Here is a 23,905-nt window from a genome sequence, read left to right as displayed (position 1 = left end):
CCGCGCCCCTTCAAGGGCGTTTCTGCTCGCGGCGTTCCTGTGAGCCGGCGTCCAGGTCGGTGAAGAGGAGCTCCCCGTTGAGGGTGGCTGCCGCCCGGTAGCCGGCCGACGCGGCGTTGATGACCTGCTCGGAGAAGCCCATCGCGTTGCCGGCCGCCCAGACGCCCGGTACCGAGGTGAGGCCCGTGGCGTCCACCACCGGGTAGGAGCCGAACGGGGTCTCGTGGAACTCGGCGCCGAGCTTCTCCAGCAGGCCGGTCCGCGGCACCGCGCGCGGGGCGACGAACAGCACCTCGCGCGTGTGCGGCGTGCCGTCGGCCAGCCGGACGCCGGTGAGCCGGTCGTCCTCGATGGTCAGTCCGGCCACCCGGCCGGGGACCACCGTCACGCCGGCCGCCGCCAGCCGGCGCACGTCGTCGTCCGTGAGGTCGGACTCGGCGACCTCGTGCAGGAAGAAGGTGACGTCCTTCGACCACTGCGACACCATGATCGCCTGGTGGGCGCTCAGCGGCGTGGTGGCCAGGACGCCGAAGGCCCGGTCGCGGACCTCCCAGCCGTGGCAGTACGGGCAGTGCAGCACATCGGTGCCGAAGCGCTCGGCGACGCCGGGAACGGACGGCATCTCGTCCTTGAGTCCGGTGGCGACGATCAGGCGCCGGGCGAGGACGCTCCGGCCGCCCGCCAGCTCGACCGTGAAGTCGCCGGCGTCCCCGTCGCGGGAGACGTCCACCGCCCGGTCCCGGACCAGCTCCACCCCGTACCGCGCGATCTCCTCCCGCCCCTTGTCCAGGAACTCGGCGGGCGGCATGCCGTCGCGGGTCAGATAGCCCTGCATATGGGCGGCGGGCGCGTTGCGCGGCTCCCCGGCGTTCACGACCAGGGTGCGGCGCCGGGCGCGGCCCAGAACGAGCGCGGCCGACAGCCCGGCCGCGCCTCCGCCGATCACGATCACTTCGTACGTCTCGGTCACGATGACCACCTCCACCCGTACCGTGCGGCGCGCGGTGCGGGATTGACAAACATGTTTGCCGAAACTGCAATGGCCGTATGACGGACGAGACCATGAGTGACGACGACGTCCTTGCCGGTGTGGGTCCCAGGCTGCGCCGGATGCGCAAGGAGCGCGAGGTGACGCTTGCCGCGCTGTCCGAGGCCACCGGCATCTCGGTGAGCACCCTCTCCCGGCTCGAGTCCGGGCTTCGCCGGCCCAGCCTCGAGCTGCTGCTGCCGATCGCCCGCGCCCACCAGGTGCCGCTGGACGAGCTGGTCGGCAATCCGGCCGTCGGGGACCCCAGGGTGCGCGCGACCGAGCCGATCGAGCGCTACGGCCGCAAACACTGGCCGCTCACCCGCCAGCCCGGCGGCCTGCAGGCGTTCAAAGTGCTGGAACCGCAGCGCAGCTGCCCGCCGGAGCCGCGCACCCACGAGGGCTACGAGTGGCTGTACGTCCTCTCCGGCCGGCTGCGGCTCGTCCTGGGCGATCACGACGTGGTGCTCACCGCCGGGGAGGCCGCCGAGTTCGACACCCGGGTGCCGCACTGGTTCGGCTCGACGGGGGAGGGGCCGGTGGAGTTCCTGAGCCTGTTCGGGCCGCAGGGCGAGCGGATGCACGTCCGGGCGCGGCCGCGGCAGACGTGACGCGTCCGACGGTTCCCTGATCGGCAAGCGACCGCTTAGTATGCGAATCGACCCGGACAGACGACGCAGTCCCCCGTGGAGGCTCCGCATGCAGGCATGGCAAGTGCACCGCAACGGCGAACCGGGCGAGGTGATGCGGCTCGACGCGATCGAGCCCCCCACGCCCGGTGACGGCCAGGTCCTGCTGAAGGTGCGCGCCGCGAACGTCAACTTCCCCGACGCGCTGATGTGCCGGGGCCAGTACCAGGTCCGGCCCCCGCTGCCGTTCACGCCCGGTGTGGAGATCTGCGGCGAGACCGAGGACGGCCGCCGCGTCCTCGCCACCCCCGCGCTGCCACACGGCGGATTCGCCGAGTACGCCGTCGCGGACGCCGCCGCCCTGCTGCCCGCGCCCGACGCCCTCGACGACGCCGAGGCCGCCGCCCTGCACATCGGCTACCAGACCGGCTGGTTCGGCCTGCACCGCCGTGCGGGACTCGAGGCCGGCGAGACCCTGCTGGTCCACGCCGCCGCGGGCGGGGTCGGCAGCGCCGCCGTCCAGCTCGGCAAGGCGGCCGGCGCCCGGGTCATCGGGGTCGTGGGCGGCGCCGCCAAGGCGGCCGTGGCCCGCGAGCTCGGCTGCGACGTGGTGATCGACCGGCACACCGAGGACGTCATCGCCGCCGTCAAGGAGGCGACCGGCGGCCGGGGCGCCGACGTGGTGTACGACCCCGTCGGCGGTGAGGCATACGCCCAGTCCGCCAAGGTCGTCGCCTTCGAGGGACGGATCGTCGTCGTCGGCTTCGCGAGCGGCAGCATCCCGAGCCCCGCCCTCAACCACGCCCTGGTGAAGAACTACTCGATCCTCGGCCTGCACTGGGGCCTGTACAACACGAAGGACCCCAAGCTGGTCCGGCACTGCCACGAACGGCTCACCGAACTGGCCGCCCAGGGTGCCGTCAAGCCGCTGGTGAGCGAGCGCGTCCCGCTGAGCGGGGCCGCGGCCGCCGTCCAGCGGGTCGCCGACGGCGTCACCACCGGCCGTGTCGCCGTGCTCCCGGGACTCACCGAAGGAGGAGCGGCATGACCGACGCCGCCGAACTGCGCCGCCGCACCCAGGAGTTGCTGGCCGCGCACCCACCGGCCACGACCGGCCGCCTGGACTTCCTGCGCGCCCGCTTCGACGCCGGCCTCGCCTGGGTGCACTACCCCGAGGGCCTTGGCGGCCTGAACGCCCCCCGCTCCCTCCAGGCCGTCGTGGACGCCGAACTGGAAGCCGCCGGAGCCCCCGACAACGAGCCGCGGCGCATCGGCATCGGTCTGGGCATGGCCGCGCCGACCATCCTCAAGTACGGCACCGACGAGCAGAAGCAGCGCTTCCTGCGGCCCCTGTGGACCGGCGAGGAGGTCTGGTGCCAGCTCTTCAGCGAGCCCGGCGCCGGCTCCGACCTGGCCGCGCTCGGCACCCGTGCCGTACGGGAGGGCGAGGACTGGGTGGTCAACGGGCAGAAGGTGTGGACGTCCAGCGCCCACCTCGCCCGCTGGGCCATCCTCATCGCCCGCACCGACCCGGACGTGCCCAAGCACGCGGGCATCACGTACTTCCTCTGCGACATGACCGACCCCGGTGTCGAGGTCCGTCCGCTGCGCCAGATCACCGGCGAGGCCGAGTTCAACGAGGTCTTCCTGACCGACGTCCGCATCCCCGACGCGCGGCGGCTCGGCGCCGTCGGCGACGGCTGGCGGGTCGCCCAGACCACCCTGAACAACGAGCGCGTCGCCATCGGCGGCATGAGGTTGCCCCGCGAGGGCGGCATGATCGGCCCCGTCGCGAAGACCTGGCGCGAACGCCCCGAACTGCGCACCCACGACCTGCACCAGCGGCTGCTGAGGCTGTGGGTGGACGCCGAGGTGTCCCGCCTCACCGCCGAACGGCTGCGCCAGCAGCTCGTCGCCGGCCAGCCCGGCCCCGAGGGCGCCGGCATGAAGCTCGCCTTCGCCCGCCTCAACCAGGAGATCAGCGGCCTGGAGGTCGAACTGCGCGGCGAGGAGGGCCTGCTGTACGACGACTGGACCATGCGCCGGCCGGAGCTCGTGGACTTCACCGGCCGTGACGCCGGGTACCGCTACCTGCGCTCCAAGGGCAACAGCATCGAGGGCGGGACCAGCGAGGTCCTGCTGAACATCGTCGCCGAGCGCGTCCTGGGCCTGCCCGCCGAACCGCGCACCGACAAGGACGTCCCCTGGAAGGACCTCGCCCGATGAGCACCCAGCCCGACCTGCTGTACACCGAGGAGGAGGAGGCGCTGCGGGCCGCCGTGCGGGACCTGCTCGCCGACCACTGCGACGCCCCCGGCGTCATCGCCCGCACCGAGTCCGGCGCGCCGCACGACACAGCGGCCTGGAAGGCGCTCGCCGGCACCATGGGGCTCGCGGGTCTGCTGATCCCCGAGGAACTGGGCGGCCAGGGCGCCACACACCGCGAAGCCGCGGTCGTCCTGGAGGAGCTGGGCCGGGCCGTCGCCCCGGTGCCGTATCTGACCAGCGCGGTCGTGGCCACCGAGGCCCTCCTGGAGTGCGGCGACGACGAACTGCTCGGCAGGCTGGCGTCCGCGACGACCGGCGCCGCGCTCGCGCTCCCCCTGAACACCGCGGCGGGCGGCGCGTACAAGGTCGTACGCCACGAAGGCGGCGCGCTGCACGGCGAGCTGACCGGCATCGCGGACGCCGCGATCGCCGACGTCCTGCTCGTCCCGGCCGACGACGGCGGGCTGTACGCGGTCGACGCCGACGCCGTGACGGTCACACCGCACCCGTCCCTGGACCTGACCCGGCCCGTGGCCACGGTCACCCTGGACGGCGTTCCCGGCCGCCTGCTGGGTGACGCCGAGCCCGCCGTACGTCGCGCGCTGCGCGCCGGCGCCGGTCTGCTCGCCTCCGAGCAACTGGGGCTCGCCGAGTGGACGCTGACCGAGACGGTCCGCTATCTGAAGGAGCGCAAGCAGTTCAACCGCCCCGTCGGCGGCTTCCAGGCGCTCAAGCACCGGCTCGCCCAGCTGTGGCTGGAGGTCGTCAACCTGCGCGCCGCCGCCCGCGCGGCCGCCGACGCGCTGGCGACCGGCGAGGACACCGACGTGACGGTCGCCGTCGCCCAGTCCTACGCGTCCCCGGTCGCCGTGCACGCCGCAGAGGAGGCCCTGCAGCTGCACGGCGGGATCGGCATGACCTGGGAACACCCGGTCCACCTGTACCTGAAGCGGGCCAAGGCCGACTCCCTCGCCTACGGCACGGCGGGCGTCCACCGTGCGGCGCTGGCCGAACTGGTCGATCTCCAGGCTCCCTGAGATACCCGAGCGGAACCCGCGGAAGCCCGTCCCGGCAGGGGCGGGCTTCCCGCGCGCGGTGCGCCGGTGAGGTGAACGAGGGGCGGCGGTTCGGCCAATTCCCGCCCCGGCCCCTGCTGTTCGGGCACCCCGGGATCGCATACTCGCTGCGGTCCCGTCCCGCCCGACACGGAGGCGAAGCATGGCACCCACCACCCGTCGCAGAGCCCTCACCACCTTCGGCGCCGCCCTCGCCGGCGCGGCCGCCCTTCCCGCGCCCCGCGCCCAGGCAGGCGAACACCCGCACCACCCCCGCCCGTTGTGGCGGGCGCACGCCCACAACGACTACGAGCACCCGCGTCCCCTCCTCGACGCCCTCGACCACCGCTTCGGCAGCGTCGAGGCGGACGTCCACCTCGTCGACGGCCGGCTCCTGGTGGCGCACGGCCCGGAGGACCTGGACCCCGCGCGCACCCTGGAGGCCCTGTACCTAGACCCGCTCGCCGCCCGCGTCCGGGCCCACCACGGCCGGGTGTATCCCGGCGGCCGGCGGTCGTTCCAGCTGCTGATCGACCTCAAGACCGAGGGCGCCTCGACCTACCTGGCACTCGACCGGGTTCTCGCCCGCCACCGGCACCTGTTCACCACCTACGCCCACGGCCGGGTGCACCCGGGCCCGGTCACCGCCGTCGTCTCCGGCGACCGCGCCGCCCGCGCCCCGATGGAGGCCCAGCAGGTCCGCCACGCCTTCTACGACGGCCGTCTCACCGACCTCGGCAGCGCGGCGTCCGCCTCCCTCATCCCGCTGATCAGCGACAACTGGACGCTGAACTTCACCTGGCTCGGCACCGGTCCCTTCCCGGACGCCGAACGCCGCAAGCTGCGCACGCTCACCGGCGCCGCCCACGCGCGCGGCCAGAGCGTCCGGTTCTGGGCCACCCCCGACACACCGGGTCCCGCCCGCGACGCCCTCTGGGCCGAACTGCTCGCCGCCGGCGTCGACCACCTCAACACCGACGACCTCGCCGGACTGGAGGCGTTCCTCGACAACCACCACCGCGCTCAGCCCTAGGGCCTCTCGTTTGGATCATGCCGGGCTTCGGTTGCCATGGCTCCGCCATGGCGCCCTCCTCCGCCTTGCGATGCACGGCACCAGACCCCGCTCCCTGATCCGGCCTGATCCAAACGAAAGACCCTAAGCCGTCGAACATCACACGTTCGGAGGACAGGTCAGCCGCCCGGACGAACCCTCCGCTACGCCACACTTGCGGCCGAACGCCGTGAACCGGGCGTGACGGCGTGGCGGAGGAGGTTGACGATGGCGATTTCCATCTCGGTGGTACTGCTGCTGTTCATTCTGGCGGTGATCTTCGTCCGCAACGGCGGACTGAAGATCAGTCACGCCTTGGTGTGCCTGCTGCTCGGCTTCTACCTGGCCAGCACCAGCATGGCGCCGACCATCCACAGCGGCCTGACCGCCACGGCGGACATCGTCAGCGGCCTGAGGCCGTGAGGCTCAGCCCGTGAAGAACACCCCGATGCCGTTGGCGACCGGCCGCTCCGCTCCGTCGGACGGATGGTTGCGCACGGAGACGGCCGGCGAGCCCGGCGCCCGGGCGACCAGGGTCGAGGAACCGCCGCCGTCCAGGCTGAAGGCGTGCACCGCCCCCAACCCCCGCATGACCGCCGCCACTTCCGCGACGGTCAGGCCGGTGCGGTACGCGGGTGCGCCGTCCAGCGCGAGCAGCAGCACGCGCCGGCCGCCGTCCGCGACACCGACGGCGGTGCGCACCGCCGACGTCCGGTCGTCCAGGCCGGGCAACGGCCGGCCGCCCGACAGCACCGGATAGCCGCCGAGCGCGAAGCGGTACGGAACCCGTGACGCCGCCGCCACCAGCCGGTGCCGTACCGTCACCCGCTCGCCCACGAAGAACTTCCGCAGCCGCCGTGCCCCCTCCTCCCGGCCCACGAGGACCGTGGTGCCCGCGGCCACCGGGCCGCCACCGGGGGTGTCCGAGGCCGCAACGACCCGCCCGCGACGGACCGTCACCTCGTAGGTGTCCGTGCTGCACGGGGCCGCCCGGTCGGTGTCCGTGCCGCAGGTGGCCCGCACCCGGGAGGCGCTGCCCCAGGCCGCCGTGAACGCACCGACCGAGCCGACCGGCAGCGCGTACTGGTTCAGCCCGCGCAACGGCAGCACACCCTCGGGGGTGCGGACGGAGCCGGTGAGGCGCAGGCGGTCCAGCCGGGCCCGCCGGTCGGTGCCCACCCCGAACACGTCCGCGGTGCTCGTGCCGGGCGGCAGCGCCGGGCCGAAGCGCTGGCCGTCCGGCACCGCGCCCTTCAGCACCCGGCCCCGCGCGATCGCCGGGCCCACGCTCGCCCCGGTCGCCTGGACACCGGGGTGCTGGGTCTCGCTGATGTTGAAGAAGTCGCCGTTCACCCCGGCGACGGCTCCCAGCGCGGCCGCCTGCCGGGAGACCGGGGCCCGCGCGGCCACCGCCCCGGGGTGCAGCAGGCCCAGGCGGACCCGCCGCTCCCGCAGGTCGACGGTGAGAACGTGGGCGTGCGCCGTGCCCCTCGCCGCCGCGATGTCGAACTCGTCGTAGACCACACCCGGCGCGATCCGGGTGCCCCGCTGTACGGCGCCGGCCGGTGCCGCCCCCGTGAGGGCCGCACCGGCCAGCGCGCCGAACGCCGTGAGCAGCGTGAGCGCCGCCCGGGCCGTGCCGGATCTCGTCCGGTGAAGCGTCACGATCCCCCCTGAGGTCACGTCAAATGTGGCAGGACTCGGGGGAAGTGCACCAGACGGCGACGGCCTGCGACGTCACTGAGCGCCGACGACGCGGGAACGGATGAGGAAACGCACTCCCTCGGGTGCCTCCAGGGAGAATCCGCTGCCCCGCCCCTCGACCACGTCGACGATCAGCCGGGTGTGCCGCCACGCCTCGTACTGGGCGCGTGACATCCAGAACGTCACCGGCGTCGCGACGCCCTCGACCTCCAGCTCGGCGAGCAGCACGTCGGAGCCGCCGGTGCGGAACTCGCCCTCCGGGTAGCACATGGGCGCGCTGCCGTCGCAGCAGCCGCCGGACTGGTGGAACATCAGCGGCCCGTGGGCGGCGTGCAGCCGCCGGAGCAGATCGGCGGCCGCGGGGGTGAGTTCGACGCGCGGGGTCTCCTCATACATGGGCCCAGCGCATCACACGCAAGGTTGCGAGGGGGTTGCAGCGCGTTCCGCGGGCTCAGCGGTCGCGGCGCTCGCGGCGGGACCGGGCGAGGACGGGGAGGGCGGGCAGCAGGGAGAGCACCACGACGACGGCGACCAGGGGGAGCAGATAGGACTCGATGTCCGGGACGGAGTGCCCCAGCGCATAGCCGGCCAGGACGAGGCTCTGGGACCAGAGCAGTCCGCCGACGATCTGCCACACCGTGAACGTCCGCGCGGGCACGCCGAGCGCGCCGGCCGCCGGGTGCAGGACCGTGCGGACCAGCGGCACGAAACGGCCGATCACCAGGGCCTTGCCGTAGCCGTAGCGGGCGAGCAGGGTCTCCGCGCGGGCCGCCGCCTCGCGCACGCGGGGTCTGGAGGTGCGGGCGAGCAGGGCCCGGCCGCCGTGGCGTCCGATGAGATAGCCGACCTGGCCGCCGAGCAGGGCCCCGGCGGCCGCGCACACCAGGACCTGCCACAGCACCAGGCTCGGCCCCTGGCCGGCACCGGCCGCGCACAGCACGCCGGCCGGGAGGAGCAGGGTGTCGCCGGGCAGGAAGAAGCCGAACACGAGCAGACCGGACTCGGCGAAGATCACCACCAGGACGCCGAGGGCGCCGAAGGTGGCCAGGACCGCGTCACCGTCCGTCGGGTTCACGGCCAGCAACGCCCTCACCTCCCGCCTGCCCGGCGCCGCGCTCGCGGGGTCACGCGCGGCCGTGGGTTTCCTGCGTGCGGCGGGACAGCGCGTCGATGACCACCGCCGCGAACAGCACCCCGCCGGTGATCATGAACTGGATGGCCGCCGGGGTGTCCGTGATGGCCATGCCCGAGGCGATCGACTGGATGACGAGCATGCCGAGCACCGCCGACCAGGTCGAGCCCCGCCCGCCGAACAGGCTGGTCCCGCCGATCACGGCGGCCGCGATCGCGTTGAGCAGCAGCACGCCCGCGCCCGAGCTCTGACTCACCGAGGTGATGCGCGAGGCCAGGAACAGCCCACCGATGGCGGCCATGGTCCCGGACACGGCGAGCACCGCCGTCTGCACCCGGGTCACGGCGAGACTGGCCCGGCGGGCGGCCTCCACCCCGCCGCCGAGGGCGTACACCTGCCGTCCGTAGTGCGTGCGCCGCAGCACGATGTCGAGGCCGGCCACCACCACGAGGAAGATCAGCAGCGCGAGCGGCAGCCCCTGGAACCGGTTGAGCAGGTACGCGGCCGTGAACGCGATGACCGCGAGCCCTCCGGCCCTCGCGACGATCACCTGGAGCGACCGGTGCGGCATCCCGGCGGCCACCCGGCGCCGCCGGTCCAGCCAGGCCACCAGCAGGACGAGTCCCACCGCCAGCGCGGCCACCGCGTAGGCGACGGCGTCCTGGGTGAAGTAGTAGCTGGTCAGCTGAGCCACCAGGCCGTTCTCGTCCAGGTTGATGGTGCCGCTGGTGCCCAGGACGTAGAGCATCAGGCCGTTCCAGGTGAGCAGTCCCGCGAGGGTGACGACGAACGCGGGCACCCGGGTTCTCGCGAAGGAGTAGCCCTGCACGGCGCCCGCGACGGTGCCGGCCAGCACGGCGATGATCAGGGACAGCCATTCGGGCACACCGTTCTGCACGTTCAGCACGGCGAAGACGGCCCCCGCCAGTCCACTGATCGCCCCGACGGACAGATCGAGCTCGCCGAGCAGCAGGACGAAGACGATGCCTACGGCGATCAGGCCGGTGCCCACGATGTCCACGCTGAGGTTGGACAGGTTCCGCGGGGAGAGGAAGTTGTCGTTCAGGGACTGGAAGGTGATCCAGACGATGGCCAGGACGACCACCACGGGCATCGAGCCCACCTCGCCGGCCCGCAGCCTGCGGCGGGTGACGGCCGTCCAGCGTTCCAGCGTGCCGGCCACGGCCCGCCCCCGGGGGCCGCGGCCGTCCCCGGCCGGGGATGCGGAGGACCCGGTGCGCCGGTCGTCCGCCACGGTGCGGGTCCCTTTCACCACGTCGCCTCCTGGTGCGCCGGCCGGCGGGGCGTGTTCTCCGTCGCGCCGGTGATGGACGAGATGATCTGCTCCTGCGAGGCGGTGTTCACGTCGAAGAAGCCGTTGTTGCGGCCCAGCCGCAGCACGACGGCCCGGTCCGCCAGGGCCTTGACGTCGCCCATGTTGTGGCTGATGAGGAGCACGCCCATGCCCCGGTCGCGCAGCTCGTCGACGAGGTCCAGGACCTCGGTGCTCTGCTGGAACCCCAGCGACGCGGTGGGCTCGTCCAGCAGGATCAGCCGCGGGTCGCCGAGGAGCGAGCGGGCGATGGCGACCGTCTGCCGCTGACCGCTGGACAGCGAGACGACGGGGGCCCGCAGATCGGGCAGGCCCCGGGTCAGGCGTTCCAGCAGCTGCAGGGTGCGGCGTTCCATCTCCATCTCGTCGAGGAAGCCGTACCGGCGGATCTCGCGGCCGAGGAACAGATTGCCGACGACGTCGAGGTTCCCGCACAGGGCCAGGTCCTGGTAGACGGTCGCGATCCCCAGCTCGCGGGCGTCGGCGGGGCGCCGGATCTGGACGGCGCGGCCCTCCCACTCGATCACGCCCCGGTCGGCCGGGGACACCCCGGAGATCACCTTGACCAGCGTGGACTTGCCGGCGCCGTTGTCGCCGAGCAGCGCGACGACCTGTCCGGCCCGGATCTCCAGGTCGATGTCGGTGAGGACCTCCACGGCGCCGTAGCGTTTGCTCACGCCGCGCAGGGCCAGCAGTGGGGGAGAGGACACGGAGACGATCTCCTTCCCGTGACGTCCGGCCGGGCCGGACCGGTGGTCAGGTCAGTCCGGCCGTACGGCAGGCGGCGGCGAGGTCGGGGACACAGATCTGGCGGACCGTGTACACGCCGTCCTTCACCAAGGTGTCCTTGACGTTGTTCACGGTCACGGGCACCGGGGCGAGCGTCACCGTCGGCACCCGGTGCCCGTCACGGGTCGTCACCTCGTCGTCGGCCACCCGGTCCAGGTTCTCGTCGCGGGCCGCCGCCACGGCCATCTCGGCGCCCGCGGTCGCCTCGGGCAGGAACGGCTTGTAGACGGTCATGTACTGCGTGCCCTCGACGATGCGGCGCACGGCGCCGAGTTCGGCGTCCTGCCCGGTGACCGGGGGCAGCGGACGTACCTGGTTCGCCCGGAGCGAGGAGATGCTGCCGGCGGCCAGTCCGTCGTTGGCGGCGTACACCCCGTCGATGCTGTCGCCGCCGAGGGCCGCGATGGCGGCGGACATGTTCTGGTTGGCCGCCTCGGGCCGCCACTGCAGGGTGTCGTACGCCTTGCCGATCTTCACCTTGCCCTGCAGCACCGACAGGGCGCCGCGCTTGAACAGCACGGCGTTGGGGTCGCTGAGGTCGCCGTTCATCATGACGATCTCGGCGCCGGGCACCTCGTCGCCCATCGCCTTGAGCAGCGCGTTGCCCTGGAGCCGGCCGACCTCCTCGCCGTCGAAGGAGACGTGCCCGGCGATCGGCCCGTCGGCCAGCCGGTCGTAGGCGATGACCGGGATGCCGGCCTCCTCCGCCTTGCGGACCGCCGAGGCCATCGCCCGGGCGTCCACCGCCACGAGCAGCAGGGCGTCGGCCCCGTTGGCGATCATCGAGTCCATCTGCTGCTGCTGCGCCGCGACGTCGGCCTTCGCGTTGGCGGCCTCGACCGTGCAGTCGCGGCAGCGCTTCTCGATCTCCTTCTCCAGCAGGGGCCTGTCCTGGGTCTCCCAGCGGGCCGTTGTGTTGTCCGGCAGCAGGATCCCGATCTTCGGTCCGTTCCCGTCGCCGGTGCCGCCGGCGCCGTCCGACCCGCAGGCTCCGAGGGCGACGGCCGTGGACGCCGCGACCAGGGCGACGGCGGTGTCCCGTATGCGAGTTCTCATACGGAAGACCTCCCGAGCGTGCCGGGGCGGCACCGCCGGGGCCGGCGATGCCGTGGCGCGTCGGCGAAGCCGGTGGCGGCCGGTGCGGGCCGGCGGTGACGCCCGCCGGCCGGCCGGCTCAGACGCCCTGCGTCGGGCCGGGTGGAAGGCGGGCCGACCGTGCGGCCACGCGCCGGAGCCCGGCTCCCGGCCGGTGCGTGCTCCGTGGCGGCGGCAAGACGACCACCTGGTCAGTCTGACACCGGCCCGGTCGATCGGCGAACGCAAGTACAGCGCTCCCACCAGCGGACGAAAGGGGCCCTCGAATGAATATGTCCGGATCATCCGGATATGCGATTCTGGTGTCCCGGGTTCCCGTGCGCCTCCCGCGTGAGGGCGCCCCCGATCTCCCCCAGCACCTCCGGCAGGGACGGGAGGAAGGTTGCGGACATGCCTCATGACGGCCGTGCCCGGACCGGGGTTCCGGGGCCGGACGCACCGGAGGCCGGCATCACGGGCTCCGGTGCGGCGCTCACGGCGGGACAGGCCGCCTCGGGCGGCCGGGCGCTGACCTTCGCGGGGACTGCGCTCGCCGCCGTCTATGCGGCCGACCCGGACGAACCCGAGCTGCGGCTGCTGGACTCGGCCGGCTGGGACTCCCCGGAGTACCGGCTGCCGCCCGCCCTCTCCGCGACCGGCGGCTCCGCCGCCGCCCACGCCTTCCGCACCGGCCGCCCGCTGTGGCTGAACGCGGCAGCCCTCGCCTCCTACCCCGAGGGAGCGCCCACCCCGCCCCGGGCGGGCGGCATCTCGCTCGGCGCACTGCCCCTGCGCGGCGCGGACGGCGGGCTGGGCTGCCTCGTCGTCGTCGGCACCTCGGCGGACGGCTTCGACGCCGGACAGCAGCGCTTCCTGGAGTGCTACGCCGACAACGTCGGCCGTCTGCTCGGCGCCGAACGGGCCGGCACCGCACCCCCCCACCTGCTCGCCCGCGCCCTGCACGCCATGCGCGCCGGCTCCTTCGTCATCGTCCCCGAGACCGGCCTGATCGACGCGGACGAGACCCTGCTCGAACTGGTCGGCACCACCCCGGACGCCTTCGACGGCAAGGTGGAATCCCTGCTCGGACACGCCGTCCCGGAGGACATGCCCGCGCTGATGGCCGTCCTCGAACCGACCTCGCAGGCCCCCGTCCGCAGGGAACTGGAGTTCCGGGTCCGCCGCCCCTCCGGCGAACTACGCTGGCTCAGCCTGAGCTGCCGGGTGCGCCCCGCCGCCGGCGACCGGCCCGAGGAGGTGCTGGGCGTGGTCACGGCCACCTCCGTGGAGCACGGCACCACCGACGATGTGTCCCGCATCCAGTGGCTGACCGCCGCCCTCGACGACGCCGTCACCGTCCAGGACGTCGGCCGGGTCGCCGTCACCGCGCTGCGCGAGCCGCTGGGCGCCGACCGGGTGGCGCTGGCCGACATCCGCGACGACCGGCTCGTCGTCACCCTGCTCGACCCGCCCGAACCCTCGGCCTGGCCCCAGGTGTGGCGGGCGCAGTGGCGCTCGGAGTGGCCCGACGCCCCGATCGGCGCCGTACCCACCCTGCAACTCGCCCTGCGGGACGGCCGGATGGACCTCTGGCCCGCCGGAACCCCCCTGGAACCCGCGCTCGCGGGCATCGGCTCCGGCGGGCTCGCCGTGCTGCCCCTGCCCGCCAAGGGCAGCGTGGCAGGGGTGTGCCTCGTCGGCTGGGAGCGGCCGCACGAGTTCACCCCCGAGGAGAGGTCTCTGCTCACCGCCACCGCCGCGCTGGTCGGGCAGTCCCTCAAACGGGCGCACGCGCACGACGCCGAGCAGGAGCTGGCGACCATGCTCCAGCGCAGCCTGCTGCCGCGGCGGCTGCCCGAGCTGCCGGGCGGCACGGCCGTCGCCCGCTATCTGCCCGCCCGGCGGGGCCTGCAGGTCGGCGGCGACTGGTACGACGTCATCGCGCTGTCCGACGACCGGGTCGCCCTCGTCATCGGCGATGTGCAGGGGCACAGCGCGGGAGCCGCCACGATCATGGGCCAGATGCGGACGGCGGTGCGGGCCTACGCCGTCGAGGGGCACCCACCCGACGTCGTCATGGCCCACGCCAACCGCCTCCTGACCGGCATGGAGACCGACCTCTTCGCCACCTGCTGCTACGTCGAACTGGACATGGAGGAGGGCAACTTCCTCTTCGTACGGGCCGGGCATCTGGCACCCCTGCTGCGCCACCCCGACGGCACCACCGAGGAGGTGCTGGTCGAGGGAGGCCCCCCGCTCGGGGTCCTCGCCGACGCGGAGTTCCCGATGACGGCGGTCGCGCTCGGCACCGGCACCGTCCTCGCGCTCGTCACCGACGGGCTCGTGGAGGCCGCCGACCTGCCGCTCGACGTCGGTATGGAACGCACCCGCGCCGCGCTCGCCGCCGCCGACCCGTCCGACCTGCCCCGCACTGCCGACCAGCTGCTCGGCGACGGCGGCCGCCGCGAGGACGACGTGGCGCTGCTGCTCCTGCGCTACGACGGCATGCGGACCAAGCCGATCCGGGCCGGCTGGGTGGTGTGGCGGCTCCCCGACGCGGTGATGCACGCCCGCCGGTTCACCGCGCGCATCCTGCGGCGCTGGCATGTCGAGGACGCGGCCGACGCGGTGCTGCTCGTCGTCTCCGAACTGGTCACCAACGCCCTCGTGCACACCCAGGGCTCCGTCCGGCTCGACCTGGTCCTGCGGGGCGACCGGGTGCGCGTCTGCGTCAGCGACTCCTCGCCGCGCGCCCCCGCAAAGCCCGTCATCGTGGACTGGGAGTCGACCGGCGGCCGGGGGCTGCTGCTGGTCGAGGCGGTGTCGGAGTCCTCCGGATCGTTTCCGGTGGCCGGCGGCAAACAGGTGTGGAGCGAGGTCACCGTGCCGGGCCGTGCTGCTGCCGGCCGCGCGCCCTGAACGCGAGGGAGGGAGCCAGGATGCGCACCCGTACGCTGCACGTCGCCGCTGCGCTCGTCGCGGGGCTGCTGACGGTGTCCCTGGCCGGCTGCGGCTCGGACGACGAGGCCGGCCGGGAGAGCTTCACCGTCGGCCTGCTGCTCCCGAACCGGGTGACCCCTCGCTGGGAGCACGCGGACAAACCGCTGATCGAGAAGCACGTCGCGCGGCTGTGCGCGGGCTGCCGGGTGGTGTACGCCAACGCCGAGGCCGACGCGGCCCGCCAGCGCGACCAGATCACCTCCATGATCACCAAGGGGGTGGAGGTGCTGATCCTCGATCCGGCCGACAGCAAGGCGCTGCGCTCCTCGATCCAGGAGGCACGCCGCGCCGGTGTCCCCGTCGTCGCCTACGACCGCCTCGCCGAGGGACCCGTCTCGGGCTTCGTGAGCTTCGACGGAGCGCGCGTCGGCAGACTCCAGGGCGAGGCGCTGCTGACGGCCATGAGGGCCCGCGGCGACGGCCGGACCGTCGTGATGATGAACGGCGACCCGAGCAGCGCCAACGCGGGCTGGTTCCGGCGCGGCGCGCTGTCCGTCCTGGCGGGCGAGGTGACCATCGCCCGCTCCTACGACACCGCGGGCTGGAGCCAGGAGAGCGCCCACGCGAACATGTCGGCCGCGATCTCCGCCCTCGGGGCGGACCGCATCAGCGGGGTCCTGGCCGCCAACGACGCCATCGCCGCCGGAGTGGTTTCCGCGTTCAGGAAGGCCGGGGTCGACAAGCCGCCGCCGGTCACCGGGCAGGACGCCGACCTGGAGGCCGTGCGCCGCGTCGTCGCCGGCGAGCAGTACATGACCGTGTACAAGCCGTTCGAGAAGGAGGCCGCCGCGGCCGCCGCCATGGCCGTGGCCCTCGGCCGGGGCGAGTCCGCCGAGGACGTGGCCACCACCACGGTCGACAGCGCCACCCGCCGGGACATCCCGGCCATCCTGCTGAACCCCGCCGAGGTGAAGGCCGGGGACGTGGAGCGGACCCTGGTGCGCCCGGGCGTCTACACCGTCGGGCAGATCTGCGGCCCGGAGCTGCGCGCCGCCTGCGCCCGCCTGGGGATCACCGGCTGAGCTGGTCGGCCGGCCGCACCGGGGGGAGCATGGAGACAACCGTCGAGGGAGGTCGGCCATGAAGAGCGGAGCCTCGTACTACGACCGCTGGCTGTACTCGCACACCCCGTCCCAGGCCGAGGGGGAACGCGACGAACCGGCGGAACGCACGGCGGCGGAGCAGCACCCGGACGTCCCGAGGACGGAGCCGTCCCAGGCGGAGGGCGAACGGGACGACGCCAGGGACCCCCAGACGTTCAGGTGAATGAACATCGCCCACGTGGGTGTACAGCTCGGCACGGCTCATGCAAGGCTCGGTCAACTCCGTTCCCCCACCGAGCAGTTGGAGGAGTCCGCATGAGTGTTTCCCGGCGTACTGTGCTGGCCACGGCGGCCGGAGCCGCGACGGCGGGTGCCTTACCGGCGCCCGCCGCGGCCATGGAGCCGACGGCACCCGCCCCGGACCTGCGCACACTGCGCACGGCGGCCGACTATGCGGTCGGCAAGCTCGCCGCCGTCTCACCCGGGGTGACCGCCTTCCCGGTCGGCACCAGATTCGAGAAGTGGGTGTACTCGCAGAACGGCGACTGGGTCGGCGGCTTCTGGCCGGGCACGCTGTGGATGGCCTGGCTGTACAGCGGCGACGACGCGTTCCGTACCCGGGCCCTCGCCTCGGCCCAAAAGCTGGCACCGCGTCAGCACGACACCGGCACCCACGACCTCGGCTTCCTCTTCTACCCCTCCTGGGTCACCGCGTGGCGGCTGACCGGCGACGACGCCTGGCGGGCGGGCGCCCTGCGTGCGGCGGACTCGCTCATCCGCCGGTACAACCCGCGCGGGCGCTTCATCCGTGCCTGGGGCGGCCTGAACGACCCGGCCAACGCGGGCCGGGTCATCATCGACACGATGATGAACCTCGACCTGCTGGCCTTCGCGAGCGAGCAGACCGGCGACGGCCGCTACCTGGACATCGCCGTCGAGCACGCGCGGACCGCGCGGCGCGTCTTCCCCCGCCCGGACGGCTCGACCCCGCACGTGTACGACTTCGACCCGGCCGACGGCACCCCCCTCGGGCCGAACACCGTGCAGGGGTACAGCCCCACCTCGTGCTGGTCGCGCGGACAGGCGTGGGGCATCTACGGGTTCACCACCATGTACCGCAGGACCGGTGACACCGACTTCCTCGCCACCGCGCGCGCCCTCGCCGACTACGCCGTCGGCGCCCTCACCCCGGATCACGTCCCGGTGTGGGACTTCCGCGCCCCGCAGCAGCCCCACGACGTCAAGGACGCCTCCGCCGGCGCGATCATGGCCTGCGGCCTCCTCGACCTGGCCGCCGCCACCGGACGGCAGCGGTACCGCGAGGTGGCGCTCCGGATGCTCACCGCGCTGGCGCGGACGTGCCTGACGACGGAGTCGGACCGGGCGGACGCGGTGGTGGCCCGCTGCACCCGCAACCGCCCGGCCGAGGACGGCGTCGAGATCTCCCTCCCGTACGCCGACTACTACCTGCTGGAGGGCATCCTTCGGGTTCTGCGGCCCGCCGACGTCGACCGCGCCATCGACCTCTCCACGGTCTGAGCCGCCGGGCCGCCGGTCATCCCGCGATCGAGTCCAGCTGTTCCGCCGCCGGGCGCAGGGCCCACAGGTCGCCGCCCGGCGGCTCCTCGAGCAGGGGGACGGCCTTCCGGGCCCGGCGGTCCCCGGCGTCGGCCGCCGCGTGCACGACGTCCGTCGCCGCGAAGCGGTGGAACTCCAGCTCCGGATGCGGCCAGGGCGCGGCGCCGGTCGCGGCGGGCAGCAGATAGTCCACCGCTTTGAACAGGCTCTGCCCCTCCGGTCCTTCGTAGGCCCACAGATCCACCCCGACATGGCGGCCGATCGCCGCCAGCCGCGTGTAGGCGACCAGATCGAACGTCGAGTAGTGCCAGCTGCGGGTGCGGGCGAGTTCCTGGGGCTGGCCGCCGTCGGACGCGATCTGCGGCGCGATACGCCGGGCGCCGGCGTCCAGCACGGTCCGGCGGGCCAGCTCCCGGTCGCCGGTCGCCAACGCCAGGCCCGCGACCTGCAGATCGTGGAAGGTGCCGTGGTTGTTGGTGGCCGCGGCCTCCTGCCGCCCGAAGTCGCTGTCCCGCAGCCAGGTCAGGAAGTCGGCGTTCCACTCCTTCATCGCCGTGCGGTCCTCCGCCGTCCAGCCGGGTGCCCCCGTCTCCAGCAGGGCGACCGCGTCGAGGACGGCGGTGTAGGACTGCGAGAAGTCGATGATCCCGATCGCGCGGCCGTCGTACCGGCACGGGATGAACTGCGCGTGGTCGAGGTTCGGGTTCATCCGGGTGGCCGGGTCGAGGAACCACGTGCGCAGCACCCGCGCGGCCTTCTCGGCGTACTTCCGCTCCCCGGTGTAGTACCAGGCCAGGGAGAGGTCGTACGACGAGTCGAACGTCTTCTCCAGGTCCTGGCGGTCGGTGCCGGAGTCCACCTCGGGATTGCGCTCGCCGTCGCGCTGCTCGTACGGGCAGCCCCACGGGTTGTCCGCGGTCGGGGGAGTGGTGGGCCACCAGTAGGGGGCCTGACTCAGATAGTCGTGGACGTCGCCGCCGGGCGCGGGCCGGGGCTTGTCGACGACCGTCCACGGACCCTGGTCCAGCCAGGCGTCGGCACGGGCGCGCAACGACCGCACCGCCGGGCGCAGTTGAGGATCGCCGTGCTCGAGGCGGGCCTTGGTCCGCTGCATACGGGTGCCGTCCAGGACGACGGTGTGCGGCACACGGGGCGACTGCCGCTCCTGGGCCCCCGCGGTCGCGGCCGGCAGGGCCCCCGTGGTGAACGCGGCCAGTGCCACCAGCAGGACACCCAGTCGGGATCTCGTTCTCATCTCCACCCTCCGAGTCAGCCAATGGTCATGCATGTGAACGTAGTTCACGAATGAGTCCGCATGAGCATGGCATGGACGAGTCGCGAGCGGAACGGGTCACGCAGTGACGGTCGCGGCGGGGTGGTCGCGGCGGGGTGGTCGCGGCGGGGTGGTCCGTCGACGGGCGGTGCCGGTGACGTCCGACTCCCTTGTCCACGCCCGTCGTTCGGTTCTTCCGGGGGTCGGAGAGGGGCCGGGTCGGTGCCGGACGGCTGGAGGGGCGCGCGGGCGAATGACTGGAGGGGCGTGCGGTCGAATGCCCGCTGCACGCCTCGGAATTCGACCCTGCGGACCGGAGCGGCCGACGCCCCGCCTGACCGACGGCTGAGGGCTGCGGTCAGCCCAGGAAACCCATCCGGTGACTGATCTCCTCGGCGCCCTTGATCAGCAGCGGGGCCATCGCGTGCATGCGCTCCTCGGTGAGCCGGTAGGCCGGGCCGGAGGCGCTGAGCGCGGCGATGACCTCGCCGTCGCGGTCACGCACCGGCGCGGCCATGGCGTGCAGCCCGATCTCCAACTCCTCACGGGTGGTGGAGTATCCGCGCTCCCGCACCCCGGCCAGGTCCTCCTCCAGCTTCGTCCGGGCCGTGACGGTGTGCGGGGTGACCTTCTTCAGGCCGGCCCGCGTCAGCAGCTCCGCGCGCTCCCCGGCGGGCAGGTGCGCGAGCAGGACCTTGCCGCTCGACGTGGCGTGCAACGGCGTCAGCTGGCCCACCCAGTTGTGCGCGGTGATGGCACCCGGACCGCGCACCTGGTAGAGGTTGATCGCGTAGTGCTCGCGCAGCACCGCGATGTTGACCGTCTCGCCCAGCTCCTCCGCGAGCCGCTCGCAGATCGGACGGCCCTGCCGGGTGATGTCGATACGGCCCGTGACGGCACCGGCCAGCCGCACGATGCCGAAGCCGAGCCGGTACTTGCCACGCTCGCCGGCCTGCTCGACCAGTCCGCGGGCCTCCAGCGCGCCGAGGAGCCGGAAGGCGGTCGACTTGTGGACGTCGATCTCGGCGGCGACCTCGCTCACCCCGGCCTCGCCACGCTGCGCGAGGATCTCCATGACACTGATGGCGCGGTCCACCGACTGCACGCCGCCGGCCTGCGGAGTCGGAGTCTCCGGGGCAGGGCTGTAGTTGCTCACAGTGAAAATATACGCGCAGCAAGCAACACCGTGACCGGCCCGCGCGCCGGGTCGGCGGCGAGCCGGAGTTCGGTGAGAGTGGAGGGACCGTGTCCGTCGACCTCCATCCGGGAGAGGAATGACCTCCGAGACCGACTGGCTGCCCGCCCACACCTTCACCGGCCCGACCGGCGCCGTCCGCTGGGACCGCCTGGGTCCCTCCGACGGTCCCCCGGTCGTCCTGTCGCACGGCACCCCGTTCTCCTCCTACGTCTGGCGGGGCGTCGCCCGCGCGCTCGCCCGGGACCACCAGGTGTTCGTCTGGGACATGCCCGGCTACGGGCGGTCCGAGAAGACGGCCGGTCAGGACGTGTCCCTTGCCGCCCAGGCCCACGTCCTCACCGAACTGCTCGCCCACTGGGGCCTCGGCGAACCCCTCGTCGTCGCCCACGACATCGGCGGAGCCGTCGCCCTGCGTGCCCACCTCCTGCACGGCGCCCGCTATCGTGCCCTCGCCCTGGTCGACCCGGTCGCCCTCGCCCCCTGGGGCTCGCCCTTCTTCCGGCTGGTGCGCGAACACTCCGACGTGCTGGCACAGTTGCCGCCCGCGCTGCACGCCGCGCTCGTCCGTGCGTACATCTCCTCCACCGGCGGTCCCGGGCTGCGCCCCGACGTCCTGGAACGGCTCGTCGAGCCGTGGTTGGATCCCGCGGGGCAGGCGGCCTTCTACCGCCAGATCGCCCAGGCCGACCAGCGCCACACCGACGAGATCCAGAGCCGCTTCGGCGACATCGGCATCCCCGTGCTCGTGTGCTGGGGCGAGGAGGACAACTGGATCCCGGTCGCGAAGGGCCGTGAACTCGCCGCGCTCGTGCCCGGCGCGCGCTTCGAGGTGTTCGCGGGCGCCGGCCATCTCGTGCAGGAGGACGCCCCCGCCGAACTCGTCGCCGCCCTGCATTCCTTCCTCGGTCAAGTCACCTGAGAAATAGGGCGGTTGAGGCGCCGTCGACGCGGAAATCGTGAGCGCCCGGGGTCGGGTGGGGGTCCGGTGGGGAAGGGACGGCATCGCGTGATCGTCCTCCGCCGACCCTTTGACGCCGGTCGGCCCGGACCGTCGTCCTGGCCCTCCAGTCGCTCCAGGTCGGCACCGCGTTCAACGCGGGCCTCGCCATCGTCGTCATGGCCATCGTGCTGGACCGCGTCACCAGCGCGGCCGGTGCCCGCCAGGAGACCGCCCGGCGCGCCCGCTGCCGTACGGCGGGCGGCGCCCGCTGCTCGGCGCGGGCGCGGCCGTCGCCGCCGTCCTCGTGGACCTGTCGCACACCTACGTCTGGGCGGCGGAGTTCCCCGGCGAGGGAGGCGTCGGCAGCGCGGTCTCCCGCGGGGCGGACGAGCATCTCCTGGACCTCCCCGGGGAGGTCATGCCCTGACACCCCGCAGCGCCCGGGTCAGCAGCGCGACCAGCTCGTCGGCCACCGGGGGCCGCGTGCCGGGGCGGCTCACCGCCAGGACCTCCCGGCTCAGCGGCGCCGAGCCGGGCGGCAGCACCACGCGCTGGACGCCCTCGTCGCCGCGCTCGCCGTCGAGCAGCGTGGCCGGGATCCAGCCCACGGCGAGGCCCGCCCGGATCATCGCCAGCATGCTGTGCAGGTCCTCGGTCTCCAGCGTCACCTCCGGCGAGACGCCCAGCTCACCGGCCCAGCGGTGCAGCAGCCGCCGGTCCGGGCTGTGCGTCAGGCCGGACGTCCACTCCCGGTCCAGGCAGTCCTCCAGGGCGAGGGGACGGCGGCCGGCGACGAGGACGAGCGGTTCGTGCCCGAGTGAGGTGAGGGCCAGCTCGGCGGAGGCGGGGGGCGGGTCCTCCGGGAGATACCGGTAGGCGATGAGCAGGTCGAGGTCGCCGGACCGGACCCTGGGCAGCCCGGCGTGCGTCTCCACGATGATCAGTCGTACCCGGACGCCCCGTTCCCGGGGCCGCAGCGCGGACAGCACGCCGGGGAACAGATGACTCACCGCGCTCGGGTACGCGCCGACGCGCAGCTCGGTGACCTCCCGGCGGGCGATGCCATCGGCGGCGTCACGGAAACGGGCGGTCGCCTCGAACAGCTCCCCGGCCGCGCGGGCCAGGGACCGGCCGGCGCCGGTGAGGACCAGTCGGCTGCCGGGTCGGCGGACCAGCAACTCGACATCCAGGTCGCGCTCCAGGGCGGCGACGTGCTGGGACACCGCGGACGGAACATAGCCGAGCGTTGCCGCAGCCGCGGCCATGGAGCCGTGTTCGACCACGGCCAGGAACGTGGCCAGCAGCTTCAGATCCGGCTGGTCCTTCATGACGCACCGCCTCGTACGAGCCCCCGGCCCATCATGATCCGTGAACTCTCACTTCGCGATCCATCGCTTTACGTGTCGTGCCGCCAGGTGCCAGAGTCCAGAGGTGTCCGCGGCGTCCGGGCTGCCGTGCGGGCGAACGCCGCGACGTCGCGGACCACCACCGCCGGCATCCGCCGGGAGACCGCTCCCCACCACCCCCGCCCCCGCCGCTTTCGAAAGCCGAGGCCATGGCCATCGACCTGACCGCTCTCCGGGCCCACTTCCCGTCCCTCCGGCAGGGGACGGCCTTCTTCGACGGCCCGGGCGGGACCCAGACCCCGCGGCCCGTCGCCCACGCCATCGCGGCCACGCTGACCGGGCCGCTGTCCAACCGGGGCGCGGTCAGCCCGTCGGAGCTCAACGCGGAGCGCGCGGTCGCGGAGTTCCGCGCCGCCTACGCCGACCTGCTCGCCGTCCCCGCGCGCGGCGTCGTCCACGGGCGCAGCGCCACCCAGCTGACGTACGACTTCTCCCGGCACCTGGCCAAGAGCTGGTCGGCCGGCGACGAGATCGTCCTCAGCCGTCTGGACCACGACTGCAACGTCCGCCCCTGGATCCAGGCGGCCGAGCGGGCCGGGGCGACCGTGCGCTGGATCGAGCTGGACGAGGCGACCACGGAACTCGACCTCGCCTCGTTCGAACGCGCGCTGTCCTCCCGGACCCGGCTGGTCGCGGTGACGGCCGCCTCGAACGTCCTCGGCACCAAGCCCCCGGTCCGCCGGATCGCCGACCTGGCGCACGAGGCCGGCGCGCTGGTCTACGTGGACGGCGTGCACTACGCCGCTCACGCGCTGGTGGACGTCCCGGCGCTGGGCGCCGACCTGTTCGTCTGCTCACCGTACAAGTTCCTCGGTCCCCACTGCGGTGTGCTGGCCGGGGACCCCGAACTGCTGGATACGCTGCGGCCGGACAAGCTCCTGCCATCCTCCGAAGCGGTGCCGGAGCGCTTCGAGTTCGGCACGCTGCCCTACGAGACGCTGGCGGGCGCGACGGCGGCCGTGGACTTCCTCGCCGCGCTGGACCCGGAGGCCGAGGGCACGCGCCGGGAGCGACTCGCGCGGTCGCTGGCCTCGCTGCACGCGCACGAGACCGTGCTGCGCGCCCGGTTGGAGGAAGGGCTGCGCGGTCTCGGGGACGCGGTGACCGTCCACACGAAGGCTGCCGACCGCACCCCGACCCTGCTGATGACCCTGGAGGGGCGCGACGCCCGTGCGGCACAGGCCCGTCTGGCGGCGCGCGATGTGGTGGCCCCCGCCGGGTCGTTCTACGCCCATGAGCCCTTCACCGCGCTGAAACTGCCGGACCCCGCCCTGCGCGTCGGGCTCGCGCCGTACAACACCGCCGGGGAGGTGGACCGTTTCCTTCAGGGGCTGGCGTCCTTCCTCTGACACGGCGCGCCAAAAGGCAATTTGGGACATTTCTCATTAATCTCCGTAAATCGTGA

Annotated in this window: 22 protein-coding genes and 1 pseudogene; 13 read left to right on the top strand and 10 right to left on the bottom strand. The window is 73.4% G+C overall.

The window, feature by feature from the left end; genetic code table 11:
- Positions 1 to 10: 10 nt before the first annotated feature.
- Positions 11 to 970, bottom strand: coding sequence for an NAD(P)/FAD-dependent oxidoreductase (locus tag ADL34_RS03570; protein ID WP_062668190.1), 960 nt, complete (start codon positions 968 to 970; stop codon positions 11 to 13).
- A 92-nt stretch (positions 971 to 1,062) separates the two neighbouring features.
- On the opposite strand from ADL34_RS03570, the gene ADL34_RS03565 reads away from it, so the two are divergent.
- The 6 genes from ADL34_RS03565 (at position 1,063) to ADL34_RS03540 (ending at position 6,453) form a co-directional block, all read left to right on the top strand.
- Entirely contained in the window at positions 1,063 to 1,638 is a 576-nt protein-coding gene (locus ADL34_RS03565; RefSeq protein ID WP_062668189.1) for a helix-turn-helix domain-containing protein, read from the top strand.
- Between the two features lie 88 nt (positions 1,639 to 1,726).
- Positions 1,727 to 2,704, top strand: a complete 978-nt coding sequence (locus ADL34_RS03560; protein ID WP_062668048.1) for an NADPH:quinone oxidoreductase family protein — start codon at positions 1,727 to 1,729, stop codon at positions 2,702 to 2,704.
- Positions 2,701 to 3,882, top strand: a complete 1,182-nt coding sequence (locus ADL34_RS03555) for an acyl-CoA dehydrogenase family protein (protein ID WP_062668047.1) — start codon at positions 2,701 to 2,703, stop codon at positions 3,880 to 3,882. The genes ADL34_RS03560 and ADL34_RS03555 overlap by 4 nt, the downstream gene beginning before the upstream one ends.
- The gene (locus tag ADL34_RS03550; protein WP_062668046.1) at positions 3,879 to 4,961 is read left to right on the top strand and encodes an acyl-CoA dehydrogenase family protein; all 1,083 of its coding nucleotides are present in this window, start codon (positions 3,879 to 3,881) and stop codon (positions 4,959 to 4,961) included. The genes ADL34_RS03555 and ADL34_RS03550 overlap by 4 nt, the downstream gene beginning before the upstream one ends.
- 181 nt (positions 4,962 to 5,142) lie before the next feature.
- A complete protein-coding gene (locus tag ADL34_RS03545; protein WP_062668045.1) occupies positions 5,143 to 6,012 on the top strand; it encodes a phosphatidylinositol-specific phospholipase C/glycerophosphodiester phosphodiesterase family protein in 870 nt (289 codons plus the stop codon).
- 246 nt (positions 6,013 to 6,258) lie between these two features.
- Complete coding sequence (locus ADL34_RS03540; protein WP_062668044.1) at positions 6,259 to 6,453, top strand: hypothetical protein; 195 nt, start codon at positions 6,259 to 6,261, stop codon at positions 6,451 to 6,453.
- Between the two features lie 3 nt (positions 6,454 to 6,456).
- On the opposite strand, the gene ADL34_RS03535 is transcribed toward ADL34_RS03540, so the two are convergent.
- From ADL34_RS03535 to ADL34_RS03510, 6 genes are all read right to left on the bottom strand, one after another.
- Positions 6,457 to 7,647 (bottom strand): phosphodiester glycosidase family protein, encoded by a 1,191-nt coding sequence (locus ADL34_RS03535; protein ID WP_062668188.1) that lies wholly within the window; start codon positions 7,645 to 7,647, stop codon positions 6,457 to 6,459.
- Between the two features lie 120 nt (positions 7,648 to 7,767).
- The gene (locus ADL34_RS03530) at positions 7,768 to 8,130 is read right to left on the bottom strand and encodes a DUF779 domain-containing protein (RefSeq protein WP_062668043.1); all 363 of its coding nucleotides are present in this window, start codon (positions 8,128 to 8,130) and stop codon (positions 7,768 to 7,770) included.
- A gap of 55 nt (positions 8,131 to 8,185) precedes the next feature.
- The gene (locus ADL34_RS03525; protein ID WP_062668042.1) at positions 8,186 to 8,818 is read right to left on the bottom strand and encodes a DedA family protein; all 633 of its coding nucleotides are present in this window, start codon (positions 8,816 to 8,818) and stop codon (positions 8,186 to 8,188) included.
- Positions 8,819 to 8,858: 40 nt separating this feature from the next.
- The gene (locus tag ADL34_RS03520) at positions 8,859 to 10,139 is read right to left on the bottom strand and encodes a sugar ABC transporter permease (protein ID WP_079034146.1); all 1,281 of its coding nucleotides are present in this window, start codon (positions 10,137 to 10,139) and stop codon (positions 8,859 to 8,861) included.
- The gene (locus tag ADL34_RS03515; protein ID WP_086868765.1) at positions 10,136 to 10,909 is read right to left on the bottom strand and encodes an ATP-binding cassette domain-containing protein; all 774 of its coding nucleotides are present in this window, start codon (positions 10,907 to 10,909) and stop codon (positions 10,136 to 10,138) included. Before ADL34_RS03515 ends, ADL34_RS03520 begins: the two co-directional genes overlap by 4 nt.
- 46 nt (positions 10,910 to 10,955) lie before the next feature.
- Positions 10,956 to 12,044 (bottom strand): substrate-binding domain-containing protein, encoded by a 1,089-nt coding sequence (locus ADL34_RS03510; RefSeq protein ID WP_062668040.1) that lies wholly within the window; start codon positions 12,042 to 12,044, stop codon positions 10,956 to 10,958.
- Positions 12,045 to 12,473: 429 nt separating this feature from the next.
- Between ADL34_RS03510 and ADL34_RS03505 the strand changes: the two genes are divergently transcribed.
- The 4 genes from ADL34_RS03505 to ADL34_RS03490 all read left to right on the top strand — a co-directional run bounded on the left by ADL34_RS03505 (position 12,474) and on the right by ADL34_RS03490 (position 17,644).
- Positions 12,474 to 14,981, top strand: a complete 2,508-nt coding sequence (locus ADL34_RS03505; RefSeq protein ID WP_062668039.1) for a SpoIIE family protein phosphatase — start codon at positions 12,474 to 12,476, stop codon at positions 14,979 to 14,981.
- Positions 14,982 to 15,001: 20 nt separating this feature from the next.
- Positions 15,002 to 16,084: a sugar ABC transporter substrate-binding protein gene (locus ADL34_RS03500; RefSeq protein ID WP_062668038.1), complete on the top strand. Its 1,083-nt coding sequence runs from the start codon at positions 15,002 to 15,004 to the stop codon at positions 16,082 to 16,084.
- Positions 16,085 to 16,142: 58 nt separating this feature from the next.
- Positions 16,143 to 16,328: a hypothetical protein gene (locus ADL34_RS03495; protein WP_062668037.1), complete on the top strand. Its 186-nt coding sequence runs from the start codon at positions 16,143 to 16,145 to the stop codon at positions 16,326 to 16,328.
- Positions 16,329 to 16,420: 92 nt separating this feature from the next.
- A complete protein-coding gene (locus tag ADL34_RS03490; RefSeq protein ID WP_062668036.1) occupies positions 16,421 to 17,644 on the top strand; it encodes a glycoside hydrolase family 88 protein in 1,224 nt (407 codons plus the stop codon).
- Positions 17,645 to 17,660: 16 nt separating this feature from the next.
- On the opposite strand, the gene ADL34_RS03485 is transcribed toward ADL34_RS03490, so the two are convergent.
- Both ADL34_RS03485 and ADL34_RS03480 read right to left on the bottom strand, forming a co-directional pair.
- Positions 17,661 to 18,938 carry an alginate lyase family protein gene (locus ADL34_RS03485; protein WP_062668035.1) on the bottom strand — a complete coding sequence of 426 codons (1,278 nt, stop codon included), beginning with the start codon at positions 18,936 to 18,938 and terminating at the stop codon, positions 17,661 to 17,663.
- 376 nt (positions 18,939 to 19,314) lie between these two features.
- Positions 19,315 to 20,061, bottom strand: a complete 747-nt coding sequence (locus ADL34_RS03480) for an IclR family transcriptional regulator (protein ID WP_062668034.1) — start codon at positions 20,059 to 20,061, stop codon at positions 19,315 to 19,317.
- Positions 20,062 to 20,230: 169 nt separating this feature from the next.
- On the opposite strand from ADL34_RS03480, the gene ADL34_RS03475 reads away from it, so the two are divergent.
- Together ADL34_RS03475 and ADL34_RS34500 are read left to right on the top strand one after the other, a co-directional pair.
- Positions 20,231 to 21,073: an alpha/beta fold hydrolase gene (locus tag ADL34_RS03475; protein ID WP_062668033.1), complete on the top strand. Its 843-nt coding sequence runs from the start codon at positions 20,231 to 20,233 to the stop codon at positions 21,071 to 21,073.
- Positions 21,074 to 21,198: 125 nt separating this feature from the next.
- Positions 21,199 to 21,482: pseudogene (locus tag ADL34_RS34500) on the top strand (ABC transporter permease); the annotation flags it as partial.
- A gap of 28 nt (positions 21,483 to 21,510) precedes the next feature.
- Here ADL34_RS34500 and ADL34_RS03470 read toward each other — a convergent pair.
- Complete coding sequence (locus ADL34_RS03470) at positions 21,511 to 22,422, bottom strand: LysR family transcriptional regulator (RefSeq protein WP_062668032.1); 912 nt, start codon at positions 22,420 to 22,422, stop codon at positions 21,511 to 21,513.
- A gap of 227 nt (positions 22,423 to 22,649) precedes the next feature.
- Here ADL34_RS03470 and ADL34_RS03465 point away from each other — a divergent pair, with 227 nt between their 5' ends.
- On the top strand, positions 22,650 to 23,849 hold the full coding sequence (locus ADL34_RS03465; RefSeq protein ID WP_062668031.1) for a cysteine desulfurase-like protein: 1,200 nt from the start codon (positions 22,650 to 22,652) through the stop codon (positions 23,847 to 23,849).
- Positions 23,850 to 23,905: the final 56 nt, after the last annotated feature.

Origin of the sequence: Streptomyces sp. NRRL WC-3605, from assembly GCF_001509795.1 — a bacterium.
In the GTDB taxonomy this organism is placed as follows: Bacteria; Actinomycetota; Actinomycetes; order Streptomycetales; family Streptomycetaceae; genus Streptomyces; species Streptomyces viridochromogenes.
The sequence above is the reverse complement of the archived record's forward strand: the minus strand, read 5'-3'. Positions and strand labels throughout refer to the sequence as shown.

Excerpts from the sequence above, each read along its gene's own strand:
- ADL34_RS03565 (WP_062668189.1), top strand. The coding sequence starts at position 1,063 with ATGAGTGACGACGACGTCCTTGCCGGTGTGGGTCCCAGGCTGCGCCGG.
- ADL34_RS03560 (WP_062668048.1), top strand. The coding sequence starts at position 1,727 with ATGCAGGCATGGCAAGTGCACCGCAACGGCGAACCGGGCGAGGTGATG.
- ADL34_RS03555 (WP_062668047.1), top strand. The coding sequence starts at position 2,701 with ATGACCGACGCCGCCGAACTGCGCCGCCGCACCCAGGAGTTGCTGGCC.
- ADL34_RS03550 (WP_062668046.1), top strand. The coding sequence starts at position 3,879 with ATGAGCACCCAGCCCGACCTGCTGTACACCGAGGAGGAGGAGGCGCTG.
- ADL34_RS03545 (WP_062668045.1), top strand. The coding sequence starts at position 5,143 with ATGGCACCCACCACCCGTCGCAGAGCCCTCACCACCTTCGGCGCCGCC.
- ADL34_RS03540 (WP_062668044.1), top strand. The coding sequence starts at position 6,259 with ATGGCGATTTCCATCTCGGTGGTACTGCTGCTGTTCATTCTGGCGGTG.
- ADL34_RS03530 (WP_062668043.1), bottom strand. The coding sequence starts at position 8,130 with ATGTATGAGGAGACCCCGCGCGTCGAACTCACCCCCGCGGCCGCCGAT.
- ADL34_RS03510 (WP_062668040.1), bottom strand. The coding sequence starts at position 12,044 with ATGAGAACTCGCATACGGGACACCGCCGTCGCCCTGGTCGCGGCGTCC.
- ADL34_RS03505 (WP_062668039.1), top strand. The coding sequence starts at position 12,474 with ATGCCTCATGACGGCCGTGCCCGGACCGGGGTTCCGGGGCCGGACGCA.
- ADL34_RS03500 (WP_062668038.1), top strand. The coding sequence starts at position 15,002 with ATGCGCACCCGTACGCTGCACGTCGCCGCTGCGCTCGTCGCGGGGCTG.
- ADL34_RS03495 (WP_062668037.1), top strand. The coding sequence starts at position 16,143 with ATGAAGAGCGGAGCCTCGTACTACGACCGCTGGCTGTACTCGCACACC.
- ADL34_RS03490 (WP_062668036.1), top strand. The coding sequence starts at position 16,421 with ATGAGTGTTTCCCGGCGTACTGTGCTGGCCACGGCGGCCGGAGCCGCG.
- ADL34_RS03485 (WP_062668035.1), bottom strand. The coding sequence starts at position 18,938 with ATGAGAACGAGATCCCGACTGGGTGTCCTGCTGGTGGCACTGGCCGCG.
- ADL34_RS03475 (WP_062668033.1), top strand. The coding sequence starts at position 20,231 with ATGACCTCCGAGACCGACTGGCTGCCCGCCCACACCTTCACCGGCCCG.
- ADL34_RS03470 (WP_062668032.1), bottom strand. The coding sequence starts at position 22,422 with ATGAAGGACCAGCCGGATCTGAAGCTGCTGGCCACGTTCCTGGCCGTG.
- ADL34_RS03465 (WP_062668031.1), top strand. The coding sequence starts at position 22,650 with ATGGCCATCGACCTGACCGCTCTCCGGGCCCACTTCCCGTCCCTCCGG.